Source organism: Pigmentiphaga kullae (assembly GCF_004216695.1).
GTDB classification, from domain to species: Bacteria; Pseudomonadota; Gammaproteobacteria; order Burkholderiales; family Burkholderiaceae_B; genus Pigmentiphaga; species Pigmentiphaga kullae.
The window spans coordinates 1,724,949-1,749,347 of record NZ_SGXC01000002.1 but is presented as its reverse complement, the minus strand read 5'-3'; the positions used below and the strand labels follow the sequence as shown (position 1 = coordinate 1,749,347).

Annotated in this window: 25 protein-coding genes; 13 read left to right on the top strand and 12 right to left on the bottom strand. The window is 67.4% G+C overall.

All coding sequences use genetic code 11. The annotated features are described in order from the left end of the window. Positions 1-11 precede the first annotated feature (11 nt). Positions 12-1,886 carry a hypothetical protein gene (locus EV675_RS22630; RefSeq protein ID WP_130360004.1) on the bottom strand — a complete coding sequence of 625 codons (1,875 nt, stop codon included), beginning with the start codon at positions 1,884-1,886 and terminating at the stop codon, positions 12-14. A gap of 72 nt (positions 1,887-1,958) precedes the next feature. On the opposite strand from EV675_RS22630, the gene ubiA reads away from it, so the two are divergent. Genes ubiA through edd form a run of 5 tightly spaced genes read left to right on the top strand, consistent with a single transcriptional unit; the run spans position 1,959 to position 7,545 of the window. Continuing rightward, the gene (ubiA, locus tag EV675_RS22625) at positions 1,959-2,843 is read left to right on the top strand and encodes a 4-hydroxybenzoate octaprenyltransferase (RefSeq protein WP_087838215.1); all 885 of its coding nucleotides are present in this window, start codon (positions 1,959-1,961) and stop codon (positions 2,841-2,843) included. A 57-nt stretch (positions 2,844-2,900) separates the two neighbouring features. Continuing rightward, a complete protein-coding gene (locus EV675_RS22620) occupies positions 2,901-3,599 on the top strand; it encodes a YggS family pyridoxal phosphate-dependent enzyme (protein WP_087838216.1) in 699 nt (232 codons plus the stop codon). 34 nt (positions 3,600-3,633) lie between these two features. Beyond that, on the top strand, positions 3,634-4,464 hold the full coding sequence (gene proC / locus EV675_RS22615; protein ID WP_130360002.1) for a pyrroline-5-carboxylate reductase: 831 nt from the start codon (positions 3,634-3,636) through the stop codon (positions 4,462-4,464). Further along, positions 4,448-5,677: an MFS transporter gene (locus tag EV675_RS22610; RefSeq protein WP_130360000.1), complete on the top strand. Its 1,230-nt coding sequence runs from the start codon at positions 4,448-4,450 to the stop codon at positions 5,675-5,677. Before proC ends, EV675_RS22610 begins: the two co-directional genes overlap by 17 nt. 47 nt (positions 5,678-5,724) lie before the next feature. Continuing rightward, the gene (gene edd / locus EV675_RS22605) at positions 5,725-7,545 is read left to right on the top strand and encodes a phosphogluconate dehydratase (RefSeq protein ID WP_130359998.1); all 1,821 of its coding nucleotides are present in this window, start codon (positions 5,725-5,727) and stop codon (positions 7,543-7,545) included. Between the two features lie 15 nt (positions 7,546-7,560). Here the strand turns inward: edd and EV675_RS22600 are convergent, their stop codons facing one another. Continuing rightward, on the bottom strand, positions 7,561-8,850 hold the full coding sequence (locus EV675_RS22600; RefSeq protein ID WP_130359996.1) for an NCS2 family permease: 1,290 nt from the start codon (positions 8,848-8,850) through the stop codon (positions 7,561-7,563). A gap of 206 nt (positions 8,851-9,056) precedes the next feature. Continuing rightward, on the bottom strand, positions 9,057-9,395 hold the full coding sequence (locus EV675_RS22595) for a BON domain-containing protein (protein WP_130359994.1): 339 nt from the start codon (positions 9,393-9,395) through the stop codon (positions 9,057-9,059). Between the two features lie 244 nt (positions 9,396-9,639). Here EV675_RS22595 and EV675_RS22590 point away from each other — a divergent pair, with 244 nt between their 5' ends. The 3 genes from EV675_RS22590 (at position 9,640) to EV675_RS22580 (ending at position 12,635) form a co-directional block, all read left to right on the top strand. Continuing rightward, positions 9,640-10,515, top strand: a complete 876-nt coding sequence (locus EV675_RS22590; protein WP_130359992.1) for a 23S rRNA (adenine(2030)-N(6))-methyltransferase RlmJ — start codon at positions 9,640-9,642, stop codon at positions 10,513-10,515. 142 nt (positions 10,516-10,657) lie between these two features. Further along, positions 10,658-11,605 (top strand): fumarylacetoacetate hydrolase family protein, encoded by a 948-nt coding sequence (locus tag EV675_RS22585; protein ID WP_130359990.1) that lies wholly within the window; start codon positions 10,658-10,660, stop codon positions 11,603-11,605. Positions 11,606-11,666: 61 nt separating this feature from the next. Further along, on the top strand, positions 11,667-12,635 hold the full coding sequence (locus tag EV675_RS22580; protein WP_130359988.1) for a tripartite tricarboxylate transporter substrate binding protein: 969 nt from the start codon (positions 11,667-11,669) through the stop codon (positions 12,633-12,635). 12 nt (positions 12,636-12,647) lie between these two features. Here the strand turns inward: EV675_RS22580 and EV675_RS22575 are convergent, their stop codons facing one another. The 3 genes from EV675_RS22575 to EV675_RS22565 all read right to left on the bottom strand — a co-directional run bounded on the left by EV675_RS22575 (position 12,648) and on the right by EV675_RS22565 (position 14,963). After that, on the bottom strand, positions 12,648-13,313 hold the full coding sequence (locus EV675_RS22575) for a GntR family transcriptional regulator (RefSeq protein ID WP_130359986.1): 666 nt from the start codon (positions 13,311-13,313) through the stop codon (positions 12,648-12,650). A gap of 127 nt (positions 13,314-13,440) precedes the next feature. Continuing rightward, positions 13,441-14,427, bottom strand: a complete 987-nt coding sequence (locus tag EV675_RS22570; protein ID WP_130359984.1) for a Bug family tripartite tricarboxylate transporter substrate binding protein — start codon at positions 14,425-14,427, stop codon at positions 13,441-13,443. 86 nt (positions 14,428-14,513) lie between these two features. Continuing rightward, complete coding sequence (locus tag EV675_RS22565) at positions 14,514-14,963, bottom strand: carboxymuconolactone decarboxylase family protein (protein WP_130359982.1); 450 nt, start codon at positions 14,961-14,963, stop codon at positions 14,514-14,516. A gap of 88 nt (positions 14,964-15,051) precedes the next feature. On the opposite strand from EV675_RS22565, the gene EV675_RS22560 reads away from it, so the two are divergent. Continuing rightward, complete coding sequence (locus tag EV675_RS22560; protein WP_130359980.1) at positions 15,052-15,732, top strand: GntR family transcriptional regulator; 681 nt, start codon at positions 15,052-15,054, stop codon at positions 15,730-15,732. Between the two features lie 32 nt (positions 15,733-15,764). Continuing rightward, positions 15,765-16,304, top strand: coding sequence for an AAA family ATPase (locus EV675_RS22555; RefSeq protein ID WP_242621546.1), 540 nt, complete (start codon positions 15,765-15,767; stop codon positions 16,302-16,304). 55 nt (positions 16,305-16,359) lie between these two features. Here the strand turns inward: EV675_RS22555 and ahpF are convergent, their stop codons facing one another. From ahpF to EV675_RS22540, 3 genes are all read right to left on the bottom strand, one after another. Next, a complete protein-coding gene (gene ahpF, locus EV675_RS22550; protein WP_130359976.1) occupies positions 16,360-17,949 on the bottom strand; it encodes an alkyl hydroperoxide reductase subunit F in 1,590 nt (529 codons plus the stop codon). Positions 17,950-18,053: 104 nt separating this feature from the next. Next, positions 18,054-18,617 (bottom strand): alkyl hydroperoxide reductase subunit C, encoded by a 564-nt coding sequence (gene ahpC / locus EV675_RS22545; protein WP_124688638.1) that lies wholly within the window; start codon positions 18,615-18,617, stop codon positions 18,054-18,056. 247 nt (positions 18,618-18,864) lie between these two features. After that, entirely contained in the window at positions 18,865-19,560 is a 696-nt protein-coding gene (locus EV675_RS22540) for a glutathione S-transferase family protein (protein ID WP_130359974.1), read from the bottom strand. A gap of 105 nt (positions 19,561-19,665) precedes the next feature. On the opposite strand from EV675_RS22540, the gene EV675_RS22535 reads away from it, so the two are divergent. Together EV675_RS22535 and EV675_RS22530 are read left to right on the top strand one after the other, a co-directional pair. Next, a complete protein-coding gene (locus EV675_RS22535) occupies positions 19,666-19,911 on the top strand; it encodes a hypothetical protein (RefSeq protein ID WP_130359972.1) in 246 nt (81 codons plus the stop codon). 79 nt (positions 19,912-19,990) lie between these two features. Next, on the top strand, positions 19,991-20,530 hold the full coding sequence (locus tag EV675_RS22530) for a DUF4142 domain-containing protein (RefSeq protein ID WP_130359970.1): 540 nt from the start codon (positions 19,991-19,993) through the stop codon (positions 20,528-20,530). A gap of 33 nt (positions 20,531-20,563) precedes the next feature. Here the strand turns inward: EV675_RS22530 and ogt are convergent, their stop codons facing one another. Genes ogt through EV675_RS22515 form a run of 3 tightly spaced genes read right to left on the bottom strand, consistent with a single transcriptional unit; the run spans position 20,564 to position 22,385 of the window. Continuing rightward, the gene (ogt, locus tag EV675_RS22525; RefSeq protein ID WP_207222014.1) at positions 20,564-21,118 is read right to left on the bottom strand and encodes a methylated-DNA--[protein]-cysteine S-methyltransferase; all 555 of its coding nucleotides are present in this window, start codon (positions 21,116-21,118) and stop codon (positions 20,564-20,566) included. Further along, a complete protein-coding gene (locus tag EV675_RS22520) occupies positions 21,115-21,498 on the bottom strand; it encodes a DUF488 domain-containing protein (protein WP_130360328.1) in 384 nt (127 codons plus the stop codon). The genes ogt and EV675_RS22520 overlap by 4 nt, the downstream gene beginning before the upstream one ends. Positions 21,499-21,509: 11 nt before the next feature. Beyond that, positions 21,510-22,385, bottom strand: coding sequence for a pirin family protein (locus EV675_RS22515; RefSeq protein WP_130359968.1), 876 nt, complete (start codon positions 22,383-22,385; stop codon positions 21,510-21,512). A gap of 187 nt (positions 22,386-22,572) precedes the next feature. Between EV675_RS22515 and EV675_RS22510 the strand changes: the two genes are divergently transcribed. After that, a complete protein-coding gene (locus EV675_RS22510; protein WP_130359966.1) occupies positions 22,573-24,342 on the top strand; it encodes an alpha/beta hydrolase in 1,770 nt (589 codons plus the stop codon). Positions 24,343-24,399: the final 57 nt, after the last annotated feature.

The window sequence follows — 24,399 nt, the reverse complement described above, 5'->3', positions numbered from 1 at the left end:
CCCCGCCGCTGTTATTGGCAGGTGGTCACGTTCGTGACCTCGACCACCGCTTCCCGCACGTCGCAGGCCAGCTTGCGCGGCAGGTCGCCGGTTTCGGTGCAATTGCCCATGCCGTTGTAGGCCCAGATCGACCCGGTCATTCCCGTGCCGGGACGGTCGGCGGGGCAGCGGGCTTCGAAATGCACCGTGATGCAGTTGGCGACCTTGGGCTGCACGCGGGGCCGGATGCCGATCACCGAGGGCAGTCCCCCCTTGGCGGGGCATTGGGCCGCCTGCAGGCGTATGGCGCGCCGCTCGGCGGCGAGATGATCCAGCAGCGCCTGGGTCCGGCGTTCCTGTTCCTGGCGGGCGAGCTCCGCCTTCCTGCGGGTTTCTTCCTCGCGCTGTTTTTCCTTGGCCAGCCTGGCCTGTTCCGCGGCGCGGGCTTCCTCGGCCTTGCGCTGTTCTTCCTGCTTGCGCTGGGCTTCTTGCAGACGCCGGGCCTCCTGGGGGCTTGCCGCCGGCGTCGCGGCCGCGGTCCGTTGCGGCGCGGACGAGGCGGGGGACGTCGGGGACGAGGCCGCGCGGGCCTGCGCCGCCGCGGCGTTCGCCGCCATGATCCGGTCGGCGCGCTCGGCGGCTTCGCGCTCGCGCTGCTGTTTCTGCTGCCCGATCTGCCGCAGCTTCTGGTTCAGGTTGCGTTCGAAGTCCTGCGATTGCTGCGCCATGCGCATGTTGGTCTGGTTGGCCTGTTGGAAGCCGCTGGCCAGGCCGCTCATGATCGCGTTCATCGTGGCCTGTGATTCGGCCGCCCGTTCGGCGGCGCGACGCTGGGCATATTCCCGGGCGCGTTCGCGCTCGACCTGATCCTTTTCCCGGTTTTCCATGGCCGCGGCCAGGCGTTCGCGTGTCACGGGAAGGTAGATATTGTTCCAGGTCGAATACTCGTCGTCGTCTGGGTCCTGGGATCGTCCCATCATCCGGATGGAGTTGCCGCGGTTGACGTAGGTGTCGAGATAGTCGCCGTTGTAGGTAAAGATGTTTTCCGTTCCCGTGTAGCGGTGGGTCAGACGGTCGTCCGCCGACAGCGTCAGTTGCCTGCTTTCGAAGGAACCCGCGGGCCGGTTCGGCATGCTCAGTACGCGGAATGCCCTGGGGTCCGTCCTGGAGGGCGCGCGGAAGACCTCCCGGCCGGGGTTCGATCCGTCGGGCAGCCTGAATTCGAGAACCAGGTTGCCTGCCTCGTCTTTGTCGACCTTGAGCAGGATGGTGCGGCTGACGAAGGTCTGGCCCACACTGTGTTCCCAGATGCCGAACGGTCCGGCGGCGCGCAACTGCTGGTAGGGAGAGCCCGGATCGAGGCTGACGGGAACGGTGCTGCCGTCGGGCAGGGTGTAGACGTCGCGGCGCAGCGGCTTGGGCGTCATGCTGAACGGGCCGATCGACGCCGCGTAGGAAAAATGCGCGGCAGACTCGGTCAGGGTCAATTGCAGATCGTTGAGAGAGCCGTTCAATACCTGCATGCGGCCACTCTGGTCGAAGCGGATGGTCGCCTCGTCGTCGCTGAACATGCCGGAGTTTTCGATCAGCACATGGTAGGTGTCCTGGGTCGCCGTGGTGCGAACCAGGAGCCGGACCGAGTTGGCATGTACCAGGCGGTTGGCCGAGTAAAGGCTGATGGCCAGCGCTCTCTTGTCCGGTTCTGCCGCTACCCGCAACTGGTCGCCGTCGTCATTGACGTACAAGTGGCCGATGTAAGGCTGCAAAAAACCCCATTGGATCTGTTGGAAGGCGGCCTGGGCCGCCGCGATGGCTTCGGGCGAACGGGCGGTATCCGCCGGGTCTGTCGTGGCGCAGCCGGCGAGGGCTGCGCATAGCAGCGCGGGTGCGAGCAGGAGTTTTCTCATGCGCGCATTCTAGGAATCGAAGGGTGGGCACGCATCACCCGATCCTGTGAGAGGCGCTGTTACCATAACGCCATGGACCCTACGTTTCCCGTCTCCCTTTCCCACCGCCTGGGCCTGTACATGCGCCTGGTGCGCCTGGACAAGCCGATCGGCATCCTGCTGCTGGTCTGGCCCACGCTGTGGGCCCTGTGGGCCGCCAGCAAGGGCGGGCCGTCGCTGTATTTTGTGTTCGCCTTCGTGATGGGTACGGTGCTGATGCGCTCGGCCGGCTGCGGCATCAATGATTATTTCGACCGCGACGTCGACCTGCACGTCGAGCGCACGCGCGACCGGGTGCTGACGTCGGGACTGATCTCGGGCCGCGAGGCGCTGGGCGTGACGCTGGCGCTGACGCTGCTGGCGCTGCTCCTGATCCTGCCCATGAACCACCTGGTCTGGGCCCTGTCCGTGGTGGCCGTGTTCCTGTCCGTCACCTATCCCAAGTTCAAGCGTTTCTTCGCCATCCCCCAGGCCTACCTGGGCATCGCCTTCGGCTTCGGCATCCCCATGGCCTACGCGGCCGTGCTCGAGACCGTGCCGCTGGAAGGCTGGATCATGCTGGCGGCCAACATCTTCTGGGCGATCGCCTACGACACCGAGTACGCCATGGTGGACCGGCCCGACGACCTCAAACTCGGCCTGCGCACCTCCGCCGTCACCTTCGGCAAGTGGGACGTGGCCGCCGTGGGCGTATGCTATGCGGCGACCCTGGCGCTGCTGGGCGTGGTCGGCGCCATGCTGGACTACGGATGGGCCTACGCGGCGGGGCTGGCGGGCGCCGCCGCCATCGCCGTGCGCCACCTGTGGTGGATCCGCCATCGCGACCGCGCGGCGTGCTTTCGCGCCTTCCTGCACAATACCTGGTTCGGTTTCTCGGTGTTCGCCGGCATCTTCGTGCAGACCACGCTGCTGGGCTAGCGCGGACGGTTCGGCGGGGTGGGCGGCCTATATAATCGTCGCTTTTCCCCTGAAGCCATGTCGCTCATCGCCGACAACCTGCGCGCCGTCCACCGGCGCATCGACCATGCCGCCCAGGCCTGCGGCCGCGCGCCGGGCGAGGTGGCGCTGCTGGCGGTGTCCAAGACCTTTTCCGCCCAGGCGGTGCGCGAGGCCCACGGGGCCGGGCAGCGGGCCTTCGGCGAAAGCTACGTCCAGGAGGCCGTCGACAAGCTGGCCGCGCTGGACGATCTGCGGGCCGGCACCGAATGGCATTTCATCGGCCCCCTGCAAAGCAACAAGGCCCGCCTGGTCGCAGCCCATTTCGACTGGGTCCACAGCATCGATCGCCTGAAGATCGCCCAGCGCCTGTCCGACCTGCGGCCGCCCGGCATGGCCGACCTCCAGCTGTGCATGCAGGTCAACATCGACGACCAGCCCACCAAGAGCGGCGTGGCGCCCGCCGAAGCGCTCGGGCTGGCGCGGGAAATCGCCGCGCTGCCGCGCGTGCGCCTGCGCGGCCTGATGTGCATCCCCGCCCCCCAGCAGGACCCCGTCCGCCAGCAGGCGGTCTTCGCCAGCCTGGCGGCGCTCATGCGCGACCTGAACCGGGAAGGCTTCGGGCTCGATACCCTGTCCATGGGCATGTCGGACGACCTGGAGGCCGCGGTGGCGGCCGGGGCGTCCATCGTCCGGGTGGGCACCGCCATCTTCGGCGCCCGGGATTATTCGTCCTGACCGCGCGACCGCCATGCCATCCAAGGAAATTTCAATGACCCAAGCGCTTTCCATCGCATTCATCGGCGGCGGCAACATGGCCGCCGCGCTGATCTCCGGCCTGGCCGGCAAGTTCTGCCCCATGGAGAACGTCCACGTCGTGGATCCGAACGAGTCCACCCGGCAGGCCTGGGCGGCGCGCGGGGCCACGGTGGCGGCGGCGCCGGACGAGGTACTGTCCCGCTGCGCCATCTGGGTCTACGCGGTCAAGCCGCAAGTCATGAAGGAGGTGGCCGCGGCCGGCCGGCCCTGGCTCAAGGACAGCCTGGTGATCAGCATCGCCGCGGGCATCCGGGCCGCCGACCTGGCGCGCTGGCTGGGGTCCGACGCGCAGCCGTGGCCGCGCGTGGTGCGCTGCATGCCCAACACGCCCGCGCTGATCGGGCAGGGCGCAACCGGCCTGGCCGCGCTCGACGGCGTGAGCGAGGCCGACCGGGCGCTGGCCCAGGCCGTGCTCGAAGCCGTCGGCAGCACCGTCTGGGTCTCGCGCGAGGCCGACCTGGACGGCGTGACCGCGTTGTCGGGCAGCGGGCCGGCCTATGTGTTCCTGTTCATCGAGGCCCTGATCGAAGGCGGCAAGGCCGTGGGGCTGGACGACGAGCAGTCGCGCGCGCTGGCGCTGGCCACGCTGTCCGGCGCCGCCAGCCTGGCGGCCGCGTCCTCCGAACCGCCGTCGGTGCTGCGCGAGCGCGTGACCTCCAAGGGCGGCACCACGGCCGCGGCCCTGGACGTCCTGGCCCAGGCGAATTTCCGCCAGGCCGTCGTGCGGGCCATGCAGGCCGCCGCCCATCGCGCGCAAGAGATGGGTGATGAGTTCGGAAGATAATCCCGCCGACATCCCGTCGGTCGCGCGCCATCCGCCATTCGTCCTGTTCTGGTTCAGCCGGGTCATGTCGACCCTGTCGTTCCAGATGCTGTCGGTGGCCGTGGGCTGGCAGGTCTACGAGATCACCGGCAGTGCCTTCGACCTGGGCCTGGTCGGGCTGGCGCAGTTCCTGCCCATGGTACTGCTGACCTTCGTCGTGGGGCAGGTGGCCGATCGCTACGACCGGCGGGCCATCGCCAGCGTCTGCATGGCGGTGGAGTCGGTCGCGGCGGGCCTGCTGGCCTTCGGCACCTGGGAAGGCTGGCTGACGCGCGACGCCATCCTGGGGCTGGTGGCGCTGGGCGGCGCCGCGCGCGCCTTCGAGTCGCCCACCATGGCGGCGCTGGTGCAGGGCGTGGTGCCGCGCAGCCTCATTCCCCAGGCGGCGGCCTGGTCCACCTCCGCCACCCAGACCGCGCAGATCCTCGGGCCCGCGATGGGCGGGCTGCTGTACGGGTTCGGCTCCATGGTCGCCTACGTGGTGGCCTGCGTATTCTTCTTCGTCGGCGGGGGGCTGGTGGCGCTGATACGGGCGGAACGCACCGCGTCCATCCGCGAGCCGGTCACGCTCAAGTCCGTGTTCTCGGGCATCGCCTTCATCCGCAGTCGTCCGGTCATCCTGGGAACGCTGTCGCTGGACCTGTTCGCGGTCCTTCTGGGCGGCGCCACCGCGCTGCTGCCCATCTATGCGCGCGACATCCTGCACACCGGCCCATGGGGGCTGGGGCTGCTGCGCACGGCGCCCGCCCTGGGGGCGCTGGCCATGTCGGTCTTCCTGGCCCACCATCCCATCCATCGCAACGTCGGCCGCATGCTGTTCTCGTCGCTGGTGGTCTTCGGGCTGGCCACGGTCGTGTTCGGCCTGTCCACGCACCTGGCCGTCTCCATGGCGGCGCTGTTCGTGCTGGGGGCGTCCGACGTGGTCAGCGTGGTGATCCGCTTCACCCTGGTCCAGTTGCAGACGCCGCCGGAAATGCTGGGCCGCGTCAGCGCGGTGAACTCCTTGTTCGTCGGCACCTCCAATCAACTGGGCGAGTTCGAGTCGGGCGTGACGGCCGCGCTGTTCGGCGTCGTGCCGGCGGTGCTGATCGGCGGCGCGGGCACGATCGCGGTGGCCCTGCTGTGGATGGTATTGTTTCCCCAGTTGCGCCGCTTGAAGTCGCTGGAAGGCTAGCGGGCCCGATATTTGCGGGCGCGCCAGGATCCCGGAGGTCGTCCGCCATGTCTTTGCATCCCGTCCTGCAGGAAGTTACCGACCGCATCATCGCCCGAGGCGGGGACCGCCGTGCGCGGTGGCTGGAGGAAACCCGGGCAAGGGCCGGCACGAAGGTCGAGCGCAGCCATCTGTCGTGTACCAATCTGGCGCACGGCTTCGCGGCCATGCCCGATCGCGCCAAGCTCATGCTCAAGGTGCAGGAGCAGCCCAACCTGGCCATCGTGTCGGCCTACAACGACATGCTGTCGGCCCATCAGCCGCTGGCCGATTTCCCCGCATGGATCAAGGAAGCCGCGCTGGCGGCCGGCGCCACGGCGCAGTTCGCCGGCGGCGTGCCAGCCATGTGCGACGGCGTCACCCAGGGCCAGGCAGGCATGGAACTGTCGCTGTTCTCGCGCGACGTCATCGCGATGGCCACGGCCGTGGCCTTGTCGCACCAGATGTTCGACGCCGGGGTGTACCTGGGCGTGTGCGACAAGATCGTGCCGGGCCTGGTCATCGGTGCGTTGTCCTTCGGCCACCTGCCCGCCGTCTTCATTCCGGCCGGGCCCATGACCACCGGCGTGGGCAACGACGAGAAGGCCAGGACCCGGCAACTGTACGCCGAAGGCAAGGTCGGCCGCGCCGAACTGCTCGAAGCCGAGAGCCTGGCCTACCATGGGCCGGGCACCTGTACCTTCTACGGCACTGCCAATTCCAACCAGATGCTGATGGAGTTCATGGGCCTGCACCTGCCCGGCACGTCCTTCGTCAATCCCCATACTCCGCTGCGCGAGGCGCTGACCCGCGAGGCGGCCATGCAGGCCGTATCGCTGTGGCACGGCGGCGGGCGGTACACGCCGCTGTGCGATGTCCTGGACGAGAAAGCCTTCGTCAACGGCATTGTCGGGCTGATGGCCACCGGCGGTTCGACCAACCACACCCTGCACCTGGTGGCCATGGCGCGGGCCGCGGGCATAGCGCTGAACTGGGACGATTTCCATGCCTTGTCCGAGGTGGTGCCGCTGCTGGCGCGCGTCTACCCGAACGGCAAGGCAGACGTGAACGGATTCCAGGCCGCGGGCGGGCTGCAATTCGTCATTCGCCAACTGCGGATGGGAGGGTTGCTGCACGAGGACGTCACCACCATCGTGGGCAAGGGGCTGGACGCCTATTGCCGCGAGCCCTGTCTGCAGGACGGCCGGCTCGCCTGGCGGGACGGCGCCGAGGTGCCGGGCGACGAGACCATCGTGCGTCCGCTGGACCGTCCGTTCTCGCCCAATGGCGGGCTGCGCGTGCTGGAAGGCAACCTGGGCCGCTCCATCATCAAGATATCGGCGGTGGCGCCCGAGCACCAGGTGGTGGAGGCCCCCGCCATCGTGTTCGACGACCAGGACGAGGTGCTGGCCGCCTTCCAGCGGGGCGAACTGGAGCGCGATTTCGTCGCGGTCGTGCGCTGGCAGGGGCCGGCCGCCAACGGCATGCCGGAACTGCACAAGCTCACCCCCACGCTGTCGGTCTTGCAGGGAAGGGGATTCCACGTCGCGCTGGTCACCGACGGACGCATGTCGGGGGCGTCGGGCAAGGTGCCCGCGGCCATCCACGTCACGCCGGAAGCCTTGAAGGGCGGCGCCATCGGCAGGGTGCGAACCGGAGACCGCGTGCGGCTGGATGCGGGGCGCGGCGTGCTGGAGGTGCTGGCGGACCTGGATGCCCGCCCGGCCGGCGCCGCGCCCGACCTGCGGCCGCATCGCCGCGGCGTGGGGCGCGACCTGTTCGGTCACATGCGGCGGGCGGCCAGCGCGGCGGAAGAGGGGGCTTGCACCTTGTTCGTCGACGAGGATTAGACCCCCGTTCGCGGATCAGGCCGCGAAGAAGGCGAAGCGGACCAGGAACAGGATGGCGATCAGCCAGGCCGCGGGATGGATTTCACGGACGCGGCCGGTGCATGCCTTGAGTACGACGTAGCTGATGAAGCCGAACGCGAGGCCGGTGGCGATCGAGTACGTGAAGGGCATGGCCAGCGCGGTCAGCGCGGCGGGGATGGCTTCGGTGATGTCGTCCCACTTGACGTCGATCAGTTCGCGCATCATCAGGCCGGCCACGTACAGCAGCGCGGGCGCGGTGGCGTAGGCGGGCACCGAGCCGGCCAGCGGCGAGATGAACAGCGCGGCCAGGAACAGCGCGCCCACCACCAGGGCAGTCAGGCCGGTACGGCCGCCGGCCTGGACGCCCGAGGCGCTTTCGACGTAGGCCGTGGTGCTGCTGGTGCCCAGCAGCGAGCCCGCGGTGATGGCGGTGCTGTCGGCCAGCAGGGCGCGGCCGATGCGGTTCTTGCCCTCGGCCAGCAGGCCGGCGCGCTTCGCCACGCCCATCAGCGTGCCGGTGGCGTCGAACACTTCGACCAGCACGAACACCAGCACCACGTGCACGAAGCCCATGTGCAGCGCGCCCAGGATGTCCAGTTGCAGGAAGGTGGGCGCCAGGCTGGGCGGCGTGGAGAAGACGCCGTGGAATTCGTTGATGCCCAGCACCATGCTGAGCACGGTGATGATCAGGATGCCCAGCAGGATGGCGCCGCGGACCTTCAGCGCGTCCAGGATGGCGATGATGAAGAAACCGAGTATCGCCAGCAGCGGAGCGGGCTTGTGCAGGTCGCCCATGGTGATCAGCGTGGCGGGACTGGCGACCACGATGCCCGAGCTGCTGAGCGCGATGATGGCCAGGAACAGGCCGATACCGGCAGCGATCGCGCTGCGCAGGGATGGCGCGATGCCGGCGATCAGCCAGCTTCGCACGCCCGTAACGGTCAGCACGATGAAGATCACGCCCGAGATGAAGACCGCGCCCAGTGCCTGTTGCCAGGTGAAGCCCAGGGTGGCCACGACGGTGAACGCGAAGAACGCGTTCAGTCCCATGCCGGGCGCCATGCCGATGGGGTAGTTGGCGACGAAGGCCATCATCAGCGAGCCGATCGCCGCCGCGATGCAGGTGGCGGCGAAGACGGCGCCCTTGTCCATGCCGGTGGTGGACAGGATCTGCGGGTTGACGAAGATGATGTAGGACATGGTCAGGAACGTGGTGATTCCCGCCAGCAGCTCGGTGCGAGCATTGGTGCCGTGTTCGTGGAGTTTGAATAGGCGCTCTAGCATGGTGGCTTCCAGGTGCGTGGACGATAGTGGGAAGCCATGCGCAGCGCCCGTTGCGGCGCGCGCCGCCGTTGCGGCCTGGCGCGTGCCGGTCCTGGCCCCGTCGACGGCCAGCCCCCCCAGGCGCATATTAGGGGCGGTTCATCAAAATGAAAAGCCAGGTATGGCAGGACTCCGGGCGGCGGTCGACGGCGCCGCCCGTGTGCCGATCAGCGGTCGCCCGTCTTCTTGAGCTGGATGTCGTTCCTGACGTCCTGGACGCCGTCGATGCCGCGCGCCACCCGCACGGCCGAATCGATCTGCGCCGAGTCGTCCGCCGAGCCGGACAATTGCACGACGCCCTTGACCGTCTTGACCTTGATGCTGAGCGACTGCGTCGCCTGTTCCTTCAGCAGCGCGGCCTTGACCTTGGTGGTGATCACCGTGTCGCCGGCGAAGCTGCTCGCCGATTCCTTGGTACCCTGGCCATCGCCCTGGGCCATGGCCATCGGCGCGGCGGCTGAGAAGGCTGCAATCATGGCGGCGATCATCAGGTTGCGTGTCCTCATCGATCTCTCCTTGAAAGCGGCCGTTCCAGCGGGTGGAGGTGGCCGATGCTTTCAACATACGGGGGTGGTCGATCGGGTGTCAAAGCAGGCTGTGTGCATTTGTAAGGCGCGATGCCGCCCCAGGCCGGTTTCACGCGGATCCCGGTGCATGCCGTCACGATTGCAAGGGATGCGTGGCACATGTAACGCCGCGGGGCGTCCTGAGCGCCGGGACGCCTACAATGGGCGCTCTTCTGGAAATACCATGTTCAGCTATCGCCATGCCTTCCACGCCGGCAACCATGCCGACGTGCTCAAACACCTCGTCCTCGTGCAACTGCTGCGCTATTTCGCCCAGAAGGACGCGCCGTACTGGTACATCGATACCCACGCGGGCGCCGGGATCTACGCGCTGGAAGGGGACTGGGCGGGCAAGAACGCCGAGTTCGAGACCGGCATCGCGCGCCTGTGGACGCGCGACGACCTGCCGGGCGTCGTGGCCGAATACGTGGACGAGATCGCCGCCTTCAACGAGGACGACCTGCTGCGCCACTATCCCGGGTCGCCCTTCATCGCGGCGCAGGCGCTGCGCGAGCGGGACCGCCTGCGCCTGTTCGAGCTGCATCCCACCGAGATCGACGTCCTGCGGCGCAACTGCCGCCACCTGGGCAGGGAGATCGAACGCCACACCATGATCTACGCCGCGGATGGTTTCGACGGCGTGAAGGCCCTGCTGCCGCCCCCCACGCGGCGCGGCATCGTGCTGATCGATCCGTCGTACGAGGACAAGCGCGACTACGCCCGCGTCCTCCACTGCCTGGAAGAGGGCTTGAAGCGTTTCGCCACCGGCTGTTTCGCGGTGTGGTACCCGCAGGTGCAGCGGCTGGAGTCGCAGCAACTGGCGGGACGGCTGGCGCGCGTGCCCGCGCGCTCGTGGCTGCACGTCAGCCTGACCGTGCGCAAGCCTTCCAGCGACGGCCTGGGCCTGTACGGCAGCGGCATGTTCATCGTCAATCCGCCGTGGGTGCTGGAGTCGGCCCTGAAGGAAATCATGCCCTGGCTGACCGAAGTCCTGGCCCAGGACGCCGGCGCCACGTTCACGCTGGAAAGCCGGGAAGGCCAGGCCGCCGCGCCCAGGTAGACGCGGCCGGCCCACCCGCCACGCCGGGTTCTCTTCGGAGAACCCGGCGTTTTTTATGAGTGAATTCAATTGAATTCAGTTGAATTTAATTGAATTCAGGAATAGCATCGCCCACTTCGATACGCTGATTGAGGCCCCCCGCATGAGACTCGCCACCTTTACCGTTCCTGCCGAATCGTCCGCCGCCCGCGTCGGCGTGCTGTGCAAGGACCGCATGCTCGACCTGGCGCGCTGCGCGGCCGCCGTGGAGCCGGGGGAAGGCGCCTTCCCGCATTCCATGCGGGCGTTGCTGGAAGAGGGGGACGCCGGCCTGGCTCGCGCGCGGCGGCTGCTGGAGGCGGCCTCGGGCGACACCGCGCTGCGCGAGCGCCAGGCCTATGCGCTTGACGATGTCCGGCTGCTGCCGCCCGTACCCGATGCCGAGAAATTCCTGTGCGTGGGCAAGAACTACCGCACCCATCTGGAAGAACTCAAGCGCACCGATCTCATCAAGGAACTGCCCGAGGAGCCGACCGGTTTCATCAAGCTCAACGCCTGCCTGGTCGGCCAGGATGCCGAGGTGGAGCGGCCGGTGGACGTGCCGCATCTGGACTACGAACCCGAACTGGTGTTCGTGATCGGCAAGCCCGCCTATCGCGCGCGCCGCGAGGATGCCTTCGACTACGTGGCCGGCATCACCATTCTGAACGACCTGACCTGCCGCGATACCCAGAAGCGCGAGGTCGCGTCGGGATCGCGCTTCTGGACGGCCAAGAACGCTCCGGGCTTCGGGCCGCTGGGGCCGTACATCATCACCATGGACGAGGTGCGCGACGCCTACGACATCTGGGTGACCTGCCGCGTCAACGGCGAAGAGCGCATGCGCGTCAATACCTCGGACCAGATCTGGAAGCTGCCGGACATCATCGAGCATTTCTCCAGGCTGCTGCCGCTCAAGCCCGGCGACATGTTCTCCACCGGCGCGCCCGGCGGCGTGGCGGTGGGCAAGCCCAATGCCGACGAGTTGTTCCTGAAGCCGGGGGACGTGGTCGAGTGCGCGTTCGAAGAGCCCGCCATGGCCTTGCGCACGCGCATCGTGGCGGCGCGTTGAACCTTGCCGGGAACGATCAATAACAACCCCTGGCGACTGTTTTCACTGGAGGAGATAAATCATGAAATGTGCAATCGATACGGCGCGCCGCACGGTCTGCGCGGCGGCGGCCTTGCTGCCGTTGGCCCTGGTGCTGCCGGCGCAGGCCCAGGCGCAAGCCTTTCCGTCGCGGCCGGTGACCATCGTGGTGCCGTTCCCGCCGGGCGGCGGCGCGGATACCCTGGCGCGCATACTCGGCGCGCACCTGACCAAGGTCTGGAAGACCCAGGTGATCGTGGACAACCGGCCGGGTGCCAGCGGACATATCGGGGCCAACTTCGTGGCGCGGGCGCCGGCCGACGGCTATACGTTGATGATGAGTTCGACCGCGTCGCTCGACAAGAAGAACGTCGGGCAGTTCGCGCCCATCTCGCTGGTGTCGGCCTCGGCCTATGTGGTGGTGGTCAATCCCAAATTGGGCATCGGCAATCTCAAGGAATTGGTCGCCAAGGCCAAGGCCGAGCCGGGCAAGCTGACCTTTGGTTCGTCGGGAGTCGGCGCGGCTTCGCATCTGTCCGTGGAACTGTTCAAGGAAGTGGCCGGGATCGAGATGATGCATGTGCCCTACAAGGGCACGGGCCAGGCCGTGACGGATCTCCTGGGTGGGACGCTGAGTCTGATGTTCGCGCCCGCGCAGACGGTGATGGGCTACGTCGATACGGGCCGCTTGAAAGCGCTTGCCGTGACGAGCGCCGAACGCTCGAAGGCCTTGCCCAACCTGCCCACGGTGGCCGAGGCGGGGGTGCCGGGTTACGCGGCGGTGGGCTGGTTCGGCCTGCTCGCTCCGGTGGGCACGCCCGCCGCCGTGGTCGACAAGCTGAACAAGGACGTGAACGCCGCGCTGCGCGAGCCCGAGATCGTCAAGCAGATGATGGAACATGGCGCCGAGCCCTCGCTGACGACGCCGGCCGAGTTCGGGACCTTCATCCGTGCGGAGCTGGAGCAGTGGACCCGCCTGATCGACAAGCTGGGTATCGTCGTGGGCGGCTGAACGCCGGGGGCCCTAGTCGGACTGCCGGTTGAGCAGGTAGCTGACGTGGGCGCGCTGCCCGCCGGTCAGGTGCCGGACCATGGCCGCGCGGGCGCCGTCGGCGTCGTGCGCGGCGATGCATTCGACCAGCTCGGCATGTTCGGCATACGCGTCCTGCAGGCGCTTGGGGTTGGTGGCGGTGGCCGGCCCCAGCAGGATCATGGGCGTCTGCAGCGCGCGCAGCGTGCTGATCACATAGCGGTTGTGCGCGGTGCGGTACAGCGCGTTGTGGAAGCGCCGGTTGTGGCGCTCGCGCTCGATGGGATCGTTCAGGACCGAGCGTTCGAACTCGAGCATCTCGCGCAGGACGTCGATCTCGGCATCGGTGGCGTTCTTGGCCGCCATGCCGACCGCCGCGGGCTCGATCACGAAGCGCAGCGCATAAAGCTCGTTCACCATCTGGTGGTCGAGTTCGGCGATCACGCGGCCCAGATAGGGCTGGTGCACGATCAGGCCGTCGGTCTCGAGCCAGGCGATGGCTTCGCGGACCGGCGTGCGGCTGATGGCGAGCCGGTCGGCCAGCGCGTTCACGCTGACGCGGTCGCCCGGCTTGAGGACGCCGGTTTCGATGGCTTCCTGCAATTGCCGATAGGCGGCCTGGCCTAGCGATTCAGGCTTCTTTTCTGGAATGTGTGGCATGGATTTCACCGCTCGGCGAGGAGGGACGGGCAGCGCGGTCGTAATGGTGCCACGTTTCGTGCCTGCGGTGGTTCGAAGGGGTACCGGCAGGCCCCGTCGGGGCGGCGGGGCCTGCGTACGCGGGGCGTCAGTCCGCGCGGATGTTGTTGCTGCGGATGATGTTCCCCCACAGCGCGATCTCGCTCGCCACGTAGGCGGTGAAATCGCGGCTGCCGCGGAACTCAACCTGCACGCCGGTCTTGCGCATGACCTCGGCCACCGCCGGATCTTCCAGCGCACGGCGATTGGCGTCCTCCAGCTTCTGCACGACGGCCGCCGGCGTTCCCGCCGGCGCGAACACGCCGGCCCAGGTGGCCGATACCACCGAGGGATAGCCTTTCTCGGCGAAGGTCGGCACGTCGGGCAGGGCGAAGTGGCGCGCGGGCGCCGCGACCGCCAGCGCGCGCGTCTTGCCCGCGCGCAGGTTGGGCAGCGAGACCGCCACCGTGTCGAACATCATGGTGATGTTGCCGGCCAGGAGATCGAGCGAGGCGGGGGCGCCGCCCCGGTAGGGCACGTGCACCAGATCGACCTTCGCGGCCTGCTTGAACAGTTCCCCGGCCAGGTGCAGCGAGGTGCCGTTGCCGGCCGAGCCGTAGGTCAGCTTGCCGGGTTCGCGTTTGGCCTGCGCGACCAGGTCCTCGACCGACCGGATGCTGGACGAGGCGTTGACCGCCAGCACGTTCGGCACCGAGCCCCAATGGGCCACGGGCACGAAGTCCTTGACCGCGTCGTAAGGCATCCTGGCGTACAGCGACGGATTGACGCCATGCGTGGCCGACGTGCCGACCAGCAGGGTATAGCCGGTGGGGGCCGCCCGGGCGACCTGCTCCGCGCCTATGTTGCCGCCCGCGCCGGGCTTGTTCTCGATCACGATGGGCTGGCCGAGTTCGCGGCCGAGCGCCGCGCCCACCGCGCGGGCCATCTGGTCGATGGCGCCGCCGGGCGCGAACGGCACGATGAGCTGGACCGGCCGGGTGGGGTAGTCCTGCGCGGCGGCGGCCAACGGCCAGCCGAAGGCGGCGGCCAGCGCGAGCATGCCGGCCCGCCGGGTGGGGCGGAAGAAGGAAGTCATGTTGTCTCCTGGTTCTTGGTCTGTGGCGGAGCCACGCGGCGATCGTGTGGGTGAAAAGGCCGGGTCGCCGAGGCCGGCCGAGGCGTTCAGCCCTGGGATTCCTTCTTGGCTTCGTGATCGGCGATGTTGGCCAGCAGTTCGGCGCCGCGGTTGGCGGCCGACAGCCCCCGGAACAGGAAGCACAGGCTGACGACCGCCTGCATTTCCTCCCAGGTCGCGCCGGCGCGGCGCGCGGCGATGCCATGCAGCACGGCGGCGTCGCTCAGGTCCATCAGCAGCATGCCGAACAGCATCAGCTGCGCGGTCTTCACGTCGAAGCACTTCGGGTACATCGCGTGCTCGCGCATCTTCTCCTGCAGGTCCACCAGCTTGGGATCGAGCGCGCCGGTCACCGCCAGGCGGGCCTCGATGCGGGGCGGAACGAAGCCGATCAGTTCCTGGTAGATGGCGGCGCGCTCGTCCAGGCTTTGTTCGGTGTCGGCGTAAGGGCCGATGCGGGAGTCGACGGCGGCGCGGTCGATGCGTTTGGGTAGCATGGGAAAATCCTCCTGATTGTCGATTTTCGTTTATATTTATTTAAATCGATTTTACAGTCAATATCGATTTTATGGCTGACCCCGGTCCATGAGCACATCCCTGACCTCCCAATTGACCCAGTCGCTGCGCGACGAATTGCTGAACGGCACCTTTGCGCCGGGCCAGCAATTGCGCCTGAACCAGCTCAGTCAGCAATTCCACGTCAGCCTCAGTCCGCTGCGCGAGGCTTTATCGCGGCTGGCGGCCGAGGGGCTGGTGATCGCGCAGGACCAGCGCGGCTACCAGGCCGCGCCCGTGTCCATGCGCAATCACCAGGAAATCACCGACCTGCGCACCATGCTCGAGCCGCATGCGCTGCGGATTTCCATGCAGCAGGGCGGCGAGGACTGGGAGGTCGCGGTGCTGGCGGCCCACCACCGCCTGCAGCAAGTCGAGAAGCGGGCCGCCTCCGATCCCGAGGCGCTGGTGGAATGGGAAATCCGCCACCGCGAGTTCCACCTGACGCTGATCGGCGGCGGCCAGATGCCCGTGCTGGCGCAGTTCTGCGAGAAACTGCTGGCGTTCTCCGACCGCTACCGCCGCATCTTCCTGCGCGAGCGTCCGCTGGACCGCGACATTCCCGACGAACACGAGGCCATCCTGCGTGCGACCCTGGACCGCGACGAGGCGCGCGCGGGCGAACTGCTGGCCCAGCACATCGGCCGCACGGCGGCCAACATCGCCATCCTGCTCGAGCAGTGGGAGTCCGGCGACGATGCCGCCGCCTAGGGGGCGGCGATGCCATAATGCCTGGCATGGAAATGATTTTCATCTATGGACCCGTTGCATCCGGCAAGTTGACCATTGCACGGGAGCTCGGTCGCCTGACCGGTTTTTCCGTCTTCCACAATCACTTGATTGTCGATGCCGTGGCGTCCGTGTTCCCCTTCGGTACCGAACAGTTTGTCAGGCTGCGGGAACGCATGTGGCTTGACATGATGCACGAGGCCGCGGTGGCCGCGCGCTCCCTGGTCTTCACGTTCGCGCCGGAGCCGTCGGTTGCCGAGGGCTTTGCCCAGCGCGCACGGGACATCGTGGAAGCCGCCGGTGGCAGGACACGGTTTGTTCGATTGAGCGTTCCAGCGGCCGAGCAGGAAAAACGCCTGGTCGCGCCGAGTCGTGCCGAGTTCGGGAAGCTGCGATCGCTCGATCTTCTACGGGAATTGCGCGAGCAGTTTGCGGCGTCCGAGCGCGCCATGCCGGAGCCGCAAGTAGCGATCGATACCTGCGCACTGGCTCCTGCGGAGGCGGCCCGCGCGATCGTCAGGGCCCTGGCCTTGCCCTTGGCATCCACCAAATAAAAAAGGCCCGCGGGGCGAACCCCGCGGGCCTTGGACCGCCAACCCAGCAACGGAATCAGGCGGGCACTGCAGCCGTTTCCGGCGCGTCGGCTTCCACCGACGAGCGGATCAGGTGATCGAAGGCGCTGAGCGCAGCCTTCGCGCCTTCGCCCGCGGCGATGATGATCTGCTTGTAGGGCACGGTCGTCACGTCGCCCGCGGCGAACACGCCGGGCACCGAGGTCTGGCCCCTGGCGTCGACCTCGATTTCCCCATGCTTGCTCAGCGACAGGGTGCCCTTGAGCCATTCGGTATTGGGCACCAGGCCGATCTGCACGAACACGCCTTCGAGTTCGATGTGGTGTTCTTCGCCCGATTGCCGGTCCTTGTACTTCAGGCCGTTCACCTTCTTGCCGTCACCGGTGATCTCGGTGGTCTGCGCCTGGGTGATGACCGTGACGTTGGACAGGCTGTTGAGCTTGCGCTGCAGCACCGCATCGGCGCGCAGCTCGGGGGCGAATTCGAGCAGGGTCACGTGCTCGACCAGGCCGGCCAGGTCGATCGCCGCTTCCACGCCGGAGTTGCCGCCGCCGATCACCGACACGCGCTTGCCCTTGAACAGCGGTCCGTCGCAGTGCGGGCAATACGCCACGCCGTGGTTGCGGTACTCGCGTTCGCCCGGGACGTTCACCTCGCGCCAGCGGGCGCCGGTGGCCAGGATGACGGATCGGCCCTTGAGCACGCCGCCGTTGGCCAGCCTGACCTCGATCATCTTGGCGCCGGGCACCAGGGCCTCTGCGCGCTGTACGTTCATGATGTCGACGTCGTAGGCCTTGACGTGTTCTTCCAGCGCGGTGGCGAACCGGGGCCCTTCGGTCTCCTTGACGGAGATGAAGTTCTCGATCGCCAGCGTGTCCAGGACCTGGCCGCCGAAGCGCTCGGCCACGACGCCGGTGCGGATGCCCTTGCGCGCCGCGTAGACGGCCGCGGCCGCGCCCGCGGGCCCGCCGCCGACGATCAGCACGTCGTACGGTTCGCGCGCGCTGAGTTTTTCGGCGTCGCGTTGGCCGGCGCCGCTGTCGAGCTTGGCAAGGAATTCTTCCACGCTCATGCGGCCCTGGCCGAATACTTCACCGTTCAGGTAGACCGTGGGCACGGCCATGACCTGGCGCTTCTCGACTTCGTCCTCGAACAGCGCGCCGTCGATCGTGACCTGGCGGATGCGCGGGTTCAGCAGCGACATCACGTTCAGCGCCTGGACGACTTCCGGGCAGTTCTGGCACGACAGCGACACATAAGTCTCGAACGAGAAATCGCCGTCCAGGTTCTTGATCTGCTCGATCACGTCGGCATCGAGCTTGATCGGGTGGCCGCCGACCTGGAGCAGGGCCAGGACCAGCGACGTGAATTCATGGCCCAGGGGAATGGCGGCAAAGCGGATGCCGATGTTCTCGCCGGGGCGGTTGATGGTGAAGGAGGGCTTGCGCTCGTCGTCGTCGCGTCGCTCGATCAGCGTGATGCGTTCCGACAGGCTGGCGATTTCCTTCAGGAGTTCAGCGAGCTCGCGAGACTTGTCGCCGTCGTCGAGGGACGCGACGATCTCGATCGGCTGCGTGATTTTTTCCAGGTAGGCCTGCAACTGGGTCTTGAGATTGGCGTCCAACATATTTCGCTCCCTTCGCTCCGTATCTTGTGTTCTCGGATGGCGCCCGGGCCGCTTGTGGCGCCCCGGGCGGTACTGCGTTTGCTACTGCTGCCGCGATTGCGTGCTTAGATCTTGCCGACCAGGTCCAGCGAAGGAGCCAGCGTCTTCTCGCCTTCCTTCCACTTGGCGGGGCAGACTTCGCCCGGGTGGTTGGCCACGTAGATGGCGGCCTTGACCTTGCGCAGCAGTTCCTTGGCGTCGCGGCCGATGCCTTCGGCGGTCACTTCGACGGCCTGGATCACGCCTTGCGGGTCGATGATGAAGGTGCCACGGTCGGCCAGGCCTTGGCCTTCACGCAGGACTTCGAAGTTTTGGGTGACTTCCCAGGTGGGGTCGCCGATCATCGTGTACTTGATCTTGCCGATGGCGGGCGAGGTGTCGTGCCAGGCCTTGTGCGAGAAGTGGGTGTCGGTCGAGACCGAGAACACCTCGACGCCCAGCTTCTGGAATTCGGCGTAGTTGTCGGCCAGGTCTTCCAGCTCGGTCGGGCACACGAAGGTGAAGTCGGCCGGATAGAACACCACCACGGCCCACTTGCCCTTCAGGGTCTGGTCGGTGACTTCGACGAACTTGCCTTCCTTGAAGGCGGTCGCTTTGAACGGCTTGACCTGAGTATTGACTAGAGACATTGCAGTTTCCTCTCTTGCTGGGTTGAAAAGACGTATATGAATGGTATACGTCACTGGATAATTGATCAAATTGATTGATTCAATGTCGCTGATCGTAAAATGCTATCGATCATCGTAGGCGACGGATGCTGCAGGAACATGTCGGAAGGGAGATCGTCCGTCCGGCCCCGGCCCCCGGCCCGGATGGAAAAGGATATGAGGCCGGACCGCCCGCTTACAAGCGATGTTGCAGTTGGACGTGCCGGGCTCAGGCGCGCAGCGAGGGCATGCGGCGCGCCTGCGGGCCGGCGGCTTCCAGCATGCGCTCGAGCCACTGCGCGACCACGTCGTCCTCGGCCAGGATGGGAAAGTCGCTGACGCAGCGGGCCCACTGGAAGCCGCCGAAGACGATGTAGTCGGCGTAGGCGGGGGCGTCGCCGCACAGGAAGGGCTGGGCCTTGAGCACCAGCCGCAGCGGGATCAGGCCGGCCCGGAAGTCCTCGACGCGGGTGTCGCGGTCGGCGCAGGCGGCGGCCAGCGGCATGCCCAGGCGTTGCTCGCGGCTGCTGTGGAAATAGGACCGGTCGCCTTCGTGCAGCGTGGCGGGGATATCGACCAGCACCAGGCGCGTCAGGCCGGGCAGTTGCACGGAATCGGCCCAGCTGTTGACGAACCTGGCCACGGCCTGGGCCTCCTGTCCGCCGAACAGCGACGGCGCATCGGGATAGGCCGTCTCGAGGTACTGCGCGATCTGCCAGGAGTCGGACACCACCCGGTCGCCGTCGACCAGCACCGGCACGCGGCCCTGGCCCGAGAACGCGAGCTTGTCCTTTTCCGTGAAGCGCCACGGCACGGTCTCGGCCTCCAGTCCCTTGTGCGCCAGTGCCAGCCGCGCGCGCCAGCAATAGGGGCTGAAGCGAAAGTCGGGATTGGCGCCGGCAAGGTCGTACAGGAGTCTGGCCATCGGTCGGGTCTCGAGGTGAAAGCGGAGCGAGCGACAACTATACCGCCATGCGGGGAACGGGGCTTGCTGGCAGGTGCAGCCAACCGTACATCGAGTGAGCACATCATGGGACCGAAGAAAGAGGACGAAAAGCTGCGCCCGTCGAACGAGCAGGGGGTGGGACAGCTCGCGTCGCTGCCCGAGAGCACCGGCGCCGAGGACGGCACGCCGCCGTCCCGGCGGGCGGAGCACAAGCCGGCCACCAGCTATGACGGATCGCCGCAGCCCGACCCCCGGCAGGATCGGCCCGGCCTGAGCGCGCCACAGGACGATACGCCCGCCGTGCTCGAGAAGCGGAAAGGGCGCAAGTAGGGGGCGGCCATCCGAGGGGCGCGCCGCCCGGGTACGTGGATTGCTGAGACCCCACGGTCTTGATCACAGGAGAATTGCCATGCATCGATTGCAGACCGCCGTATTGGCCGCTGCGCTGGCGTTCGGCGCCGGTTCGGCCGCAGCCGCCGACCTTGCCCGCAAGGACGCGCGCTTTCTACAGGACGCCGCCGAGAGCGGACAGCTGGAGATCGGCGCCAGCCAGATCGCCGAGCGCAACGCCTCGCATCCCGACGTGAAAAGCTTCGCCAGGATGATGGTGGACGATCACACGAAGGTGGACGGCGAGCTGAAGACGCTTGCTTCCAGCAAGGGCGTGCAGCTTCCGGCCGAGCCGACCCGCAAGGTCCGCTCGTCGCTGAGCGACCTGCAGAAGAAGAGCGGCCCGGATTTCGACAAGGAATACGCCGACGACATCGCGGTCGATGCGCACGAGGACGCCGTCAAGCTGTTCGAGAAGGCGGCCAAGGATGCCGAGGACGCGGACGTGAAGGCCTTCGCCACCAAGACGCTGCCCAGCCTGCAGCAGCACCTGGCCAAGGGCAGGGAGCTGAAAAGCCTGGTGAAGTCCACCCAGGACAACGCCAAGATGAAGCGTTAGCGTACGCAGGCGGACGCTCTTGCGCGGGGAGCGTCAGAACAGGGCCGGCTGTCGGCGGCTTTCCCGCGCCGCCAGCCGTACCCCCTCGTGTTCCAGCAGCCAGACCTTGCGGTGCAGTCCGCCGCCGTAGCCGGTCAAGCTGGCATTGGCGCCGATGACGCGGTGGCAGGGGACGACGATGCTGACCGGGTTGGCGCCGTTGGCCAGCCCCACTGCGCGCACCGCCTTGGGTCGTCCGATGCGTTGGGCGAGTTCTGAATAGCTGATGGTCTGTCCCACCGGGATGCGCCGGAGTTCGCGCCAGACGTCGCGCTGGAAGTCGGTCCCGGCGGTGGCTACTTCCAGGTCGTCGATGGCCGGCAACTCGCCCTGCATATAGGCATCCAGCCGTCGCCGCGCCTCGCTGGGGGCGCCGCGGTCGCGCAGCGCATAGCCCTGCCTGCCGTAGTGATGGCCCAGCAGTTCATGCATGCGCGGCTGGTAGTCTTCCCAATCGACCGCCCGCAGGCGGCCTTCCTCGTCGGTCAGTATCAGCATCCGCCCCACGGGAGTTGGGCGGTATTCCACGAGCAGTGTCAGCGTCGTCATGAGGAATGGGAATGGCGGGCGGTTCGCAGCAGCGCGTCGCGCAGTACGAGCGCATGATTGTGGTCGGGGTCCTTCGCGCCGTACAGCAAGGCGATCGGGCGGCTGCCGGCATCGCGCAGCAGGGCGGACAACCCCTGTCGCTGCGCGTCGCCCTTGAGTTCGGCGGCGTAGCGTTCGTGGAATTCGGCCCATCGTTCGGGACGGTGGCCGAACCAGCGGCGCAGTTCGGGGCTGGGCGCCAGGTCCTTGGGCCATGCGTCGTAGGCCAGGTCCTCGCGGCGGACGCCGCGCGGCCACAACCGGTCCACCAGGACCCGGTAGCGTCCCGGCGCGACGCCAGCGTGGTCGTAGACCCGGTGCAGTTCGATCTCGGGTTTCATCGCCATGTCTCTCAAGCCAGGCGGCCGTCGCGGAAATCGCTCAGCGCCTGGAAAATCTCCTGCTGGTCGTTCATGACGAACGGCCCGTACTGCGCGATGGGTTCGTGCAGAGGCTGGCCCGCGATCAGCAGCGCGCGGGCCGGTCCGCCGTGCGCGGCCAGGACGACGCCGTCGGCATCGGGCGTATTGTCCAGGATGGCCATGCGGCCGGCCTCGACCGTGGCGCCGCCGATGGCGACACTGCCGCGATACGCGTAGACGAAGGCGTTGTGGCCGGGGGGCAGGGGCTGCTCGAACCGCGCGTCCGCCGGCAGGTGCACGTCGAGGTAATACGGGTCGGTCGCCGGCCGCGACACCGCCCCTTCGACGCCGTGGCTGCGGCCCGCGATGACCGTGGCTTCGACGCCCGCGGCGGTCCTGGCGCGGGGCAGGTCCGCAGCCTGGAAGTCGCGATACCAGGGCGTCGACATCTTGTCGCGCGCGGGCAGGTTCAGCCAGAGCTGGAAGCCCTCCATGACGCCTGCTTCCTGTTGCGGGAGTTCGGAGTGGATCACTCCCCGGCCCGCGGTCATCCATTGCACGCCGCCGTTCTCCAGCAGGCCCTCGTGGCCGGCGCTGTCCCGGTGGCGCATGCGGCCCGCGATCATGTAGGTGATGGTCTCGAAGCCGCGGTGCGGATGGTCCGGGAAACCCGCGATGTAGTCATCGGGGTTGTCCGTGCCGAATGCATCCAGCATCAGGAACGGGTCCAGGCGGCGCTGCAGGTGCTGGTCGATCACCCGGGTGAGCTTGACGCCCGCCCCGTCGGACGTGGCGCGGCCGGCGACGATGCGTTCGACGTCGCGGAGGCGGCTGACCGTTTCGGAAGCGGCGAGCGGAGTGGACATGATGGGCTCCTCTTCGTGGCCTTTCAGCATAGATCCAAGTCGGCGCCGGGGGCAAAATGCCCGCGCGCTTGCTCTTGAAAAGGTGCCCGCCGATAATTAAGGACAAATGCAACAAATTGATAAATGAGAAACTGGGGGTATCCAATTGCGCCGACTTTGTGAATTCTCGAATTTGCCGGTACGAGCCTTGGCTGGCGGACTGGCGGCTGCGGTGTTGGCCGCGCTGGCCGCCTGCGGCGGCGACGGGGCCATTCCGCCACCGGTCGATCCCTTGCAGCCGTACCGCGACCAGGTTGTCAATTGGCAAAAGTGTGATGCCGATGTCGTGGGCGGAGGATCCTTCGTCCCCAAAGAGATCCTGGCCCGTTTGAGCTGCGCGACCATACGCGTCCCGCTCGACTACTCGAACCCCACGAAGGGCGATGCCGTCGTGGCCGTGTCCCGCGTGGCGGCGGGCGAGCCCTCGCAGCGGCTGGGCGCCATCCTGGTCAACCCGGGCGGCCCCGGCGGCGACGGCCTGGCCTGGTCGCTGAACCTGGCCGTGCTGTGGGGCAACGCCAGCGAATCCACGACCACGGGACAGCAGCTTCGCACGATCGTCCAGCGCTACGACATGATCGGTTTTTCGCCGCGCGGCGTCGGCGCCAGCAGCCGCATGTATTGCGGCACGAGCGGCATGCTCAGGCCCGAGCATCATAGTTCGGACCGCAGCGAGGCCAACGTCGCGGCCATGCTGTTCAACGCCAATGCGCTGGGCGATGCCTGCCTGCGCAATCCGCTGGTCAAGTACATCAACACCGATGCCACGGTCCGCGACATGGACCTGATCCGCGGCCTGCTGGGCGACGCCAAGTTCAACTACGTCGGCATTTCCTACGGGACCTGGCTGGGGGCCTGGTACGCGTCGCTGTTCCCCGAGCGGGTCGGGCGCATGGTGCTGGACAGTTCCATGGACGTCACCGGCAACATCGACGTCAACGTCGTGATGCAGCCCATGGCCATGCAGCGCGTGCTGGACCAGTTCATCTCGCCCTTCGCTTCCCGCCATCCCGACCGTTTCGGGATAGGGACCAACGCGGCCGAGATCGCGAACGTCTATCGCACCTTGCCCGAACCCATGCGGGTGGCGTTCGGCCAGCAGGCAAATCTGCATGCCATCCTGAGCAAGACCAATCGCGTTGCCAAGGGGGCGCAACTCATCGCCGCCGCGCGTGGCATGAACCAGGTCCTGATCGACAACCCCGGTATCGATGACCCCAGGGTGCTGGACGCGAAGCTGATGGAGTACGAGTTCGTGCCGGACTCCTTCGGCGACGATCTCGAAATCCGGGGCCTCGCCCAGGCCATGATCGAGCCGTATTTCCGTGCCTTTACGCCGACGGCTTCGCCGGTGGAGCTCAGCACCTTCAACTCCGTGTTCAACACCGTGGTGTGCAACGACACGGTGGCCACGAGCACCGACCCGCAATACTGGGTGAAACTGGGCAACGAGATGGCGGTCAGCTATCCCTACGAGGGCGGCTCTGTCACCCGCAGTCTGTGCGCGACCTGGGGCGGTCCTTCGGTCGCCAAGCCGCCGCTGTCGCGCGCCGGCGCGTCGGCCCCCATCCTGATGTTGCAAAGCGAATTCGATGCGCAGACCGCGACCGAAGGCGCGCGGCGCTCGTTCGACGCACTGCCGCCGGCGCACCTGGTCGTGGTTACGGGCGCCTATTCGCATGGCGTGGTGCCGGAAAGCAATGCCTGCGTCGATGCGACGATCGGAACCTACTTCGCCAACGGCGTGGTTCCGGGGCGCAGCAGCACGTGCGTGGAGCCGCCGCTGCCCTACGAGGGAACGGCGGATTCCGTTCGCATGGCCAAGGCCAGCGCCGGCGAGGCCGACGCGGCCGCCCAGGCCCGCGAGGCGCTGCGCCAGAGCCTGGACGCGATTTCCAACTCGGGCGCGCGGTTCTAGGCGGCCCAGCAGGAATCGTCCAGCCGCCCGGCTTTGAGCCGGGCGGTTTTTTTCGTT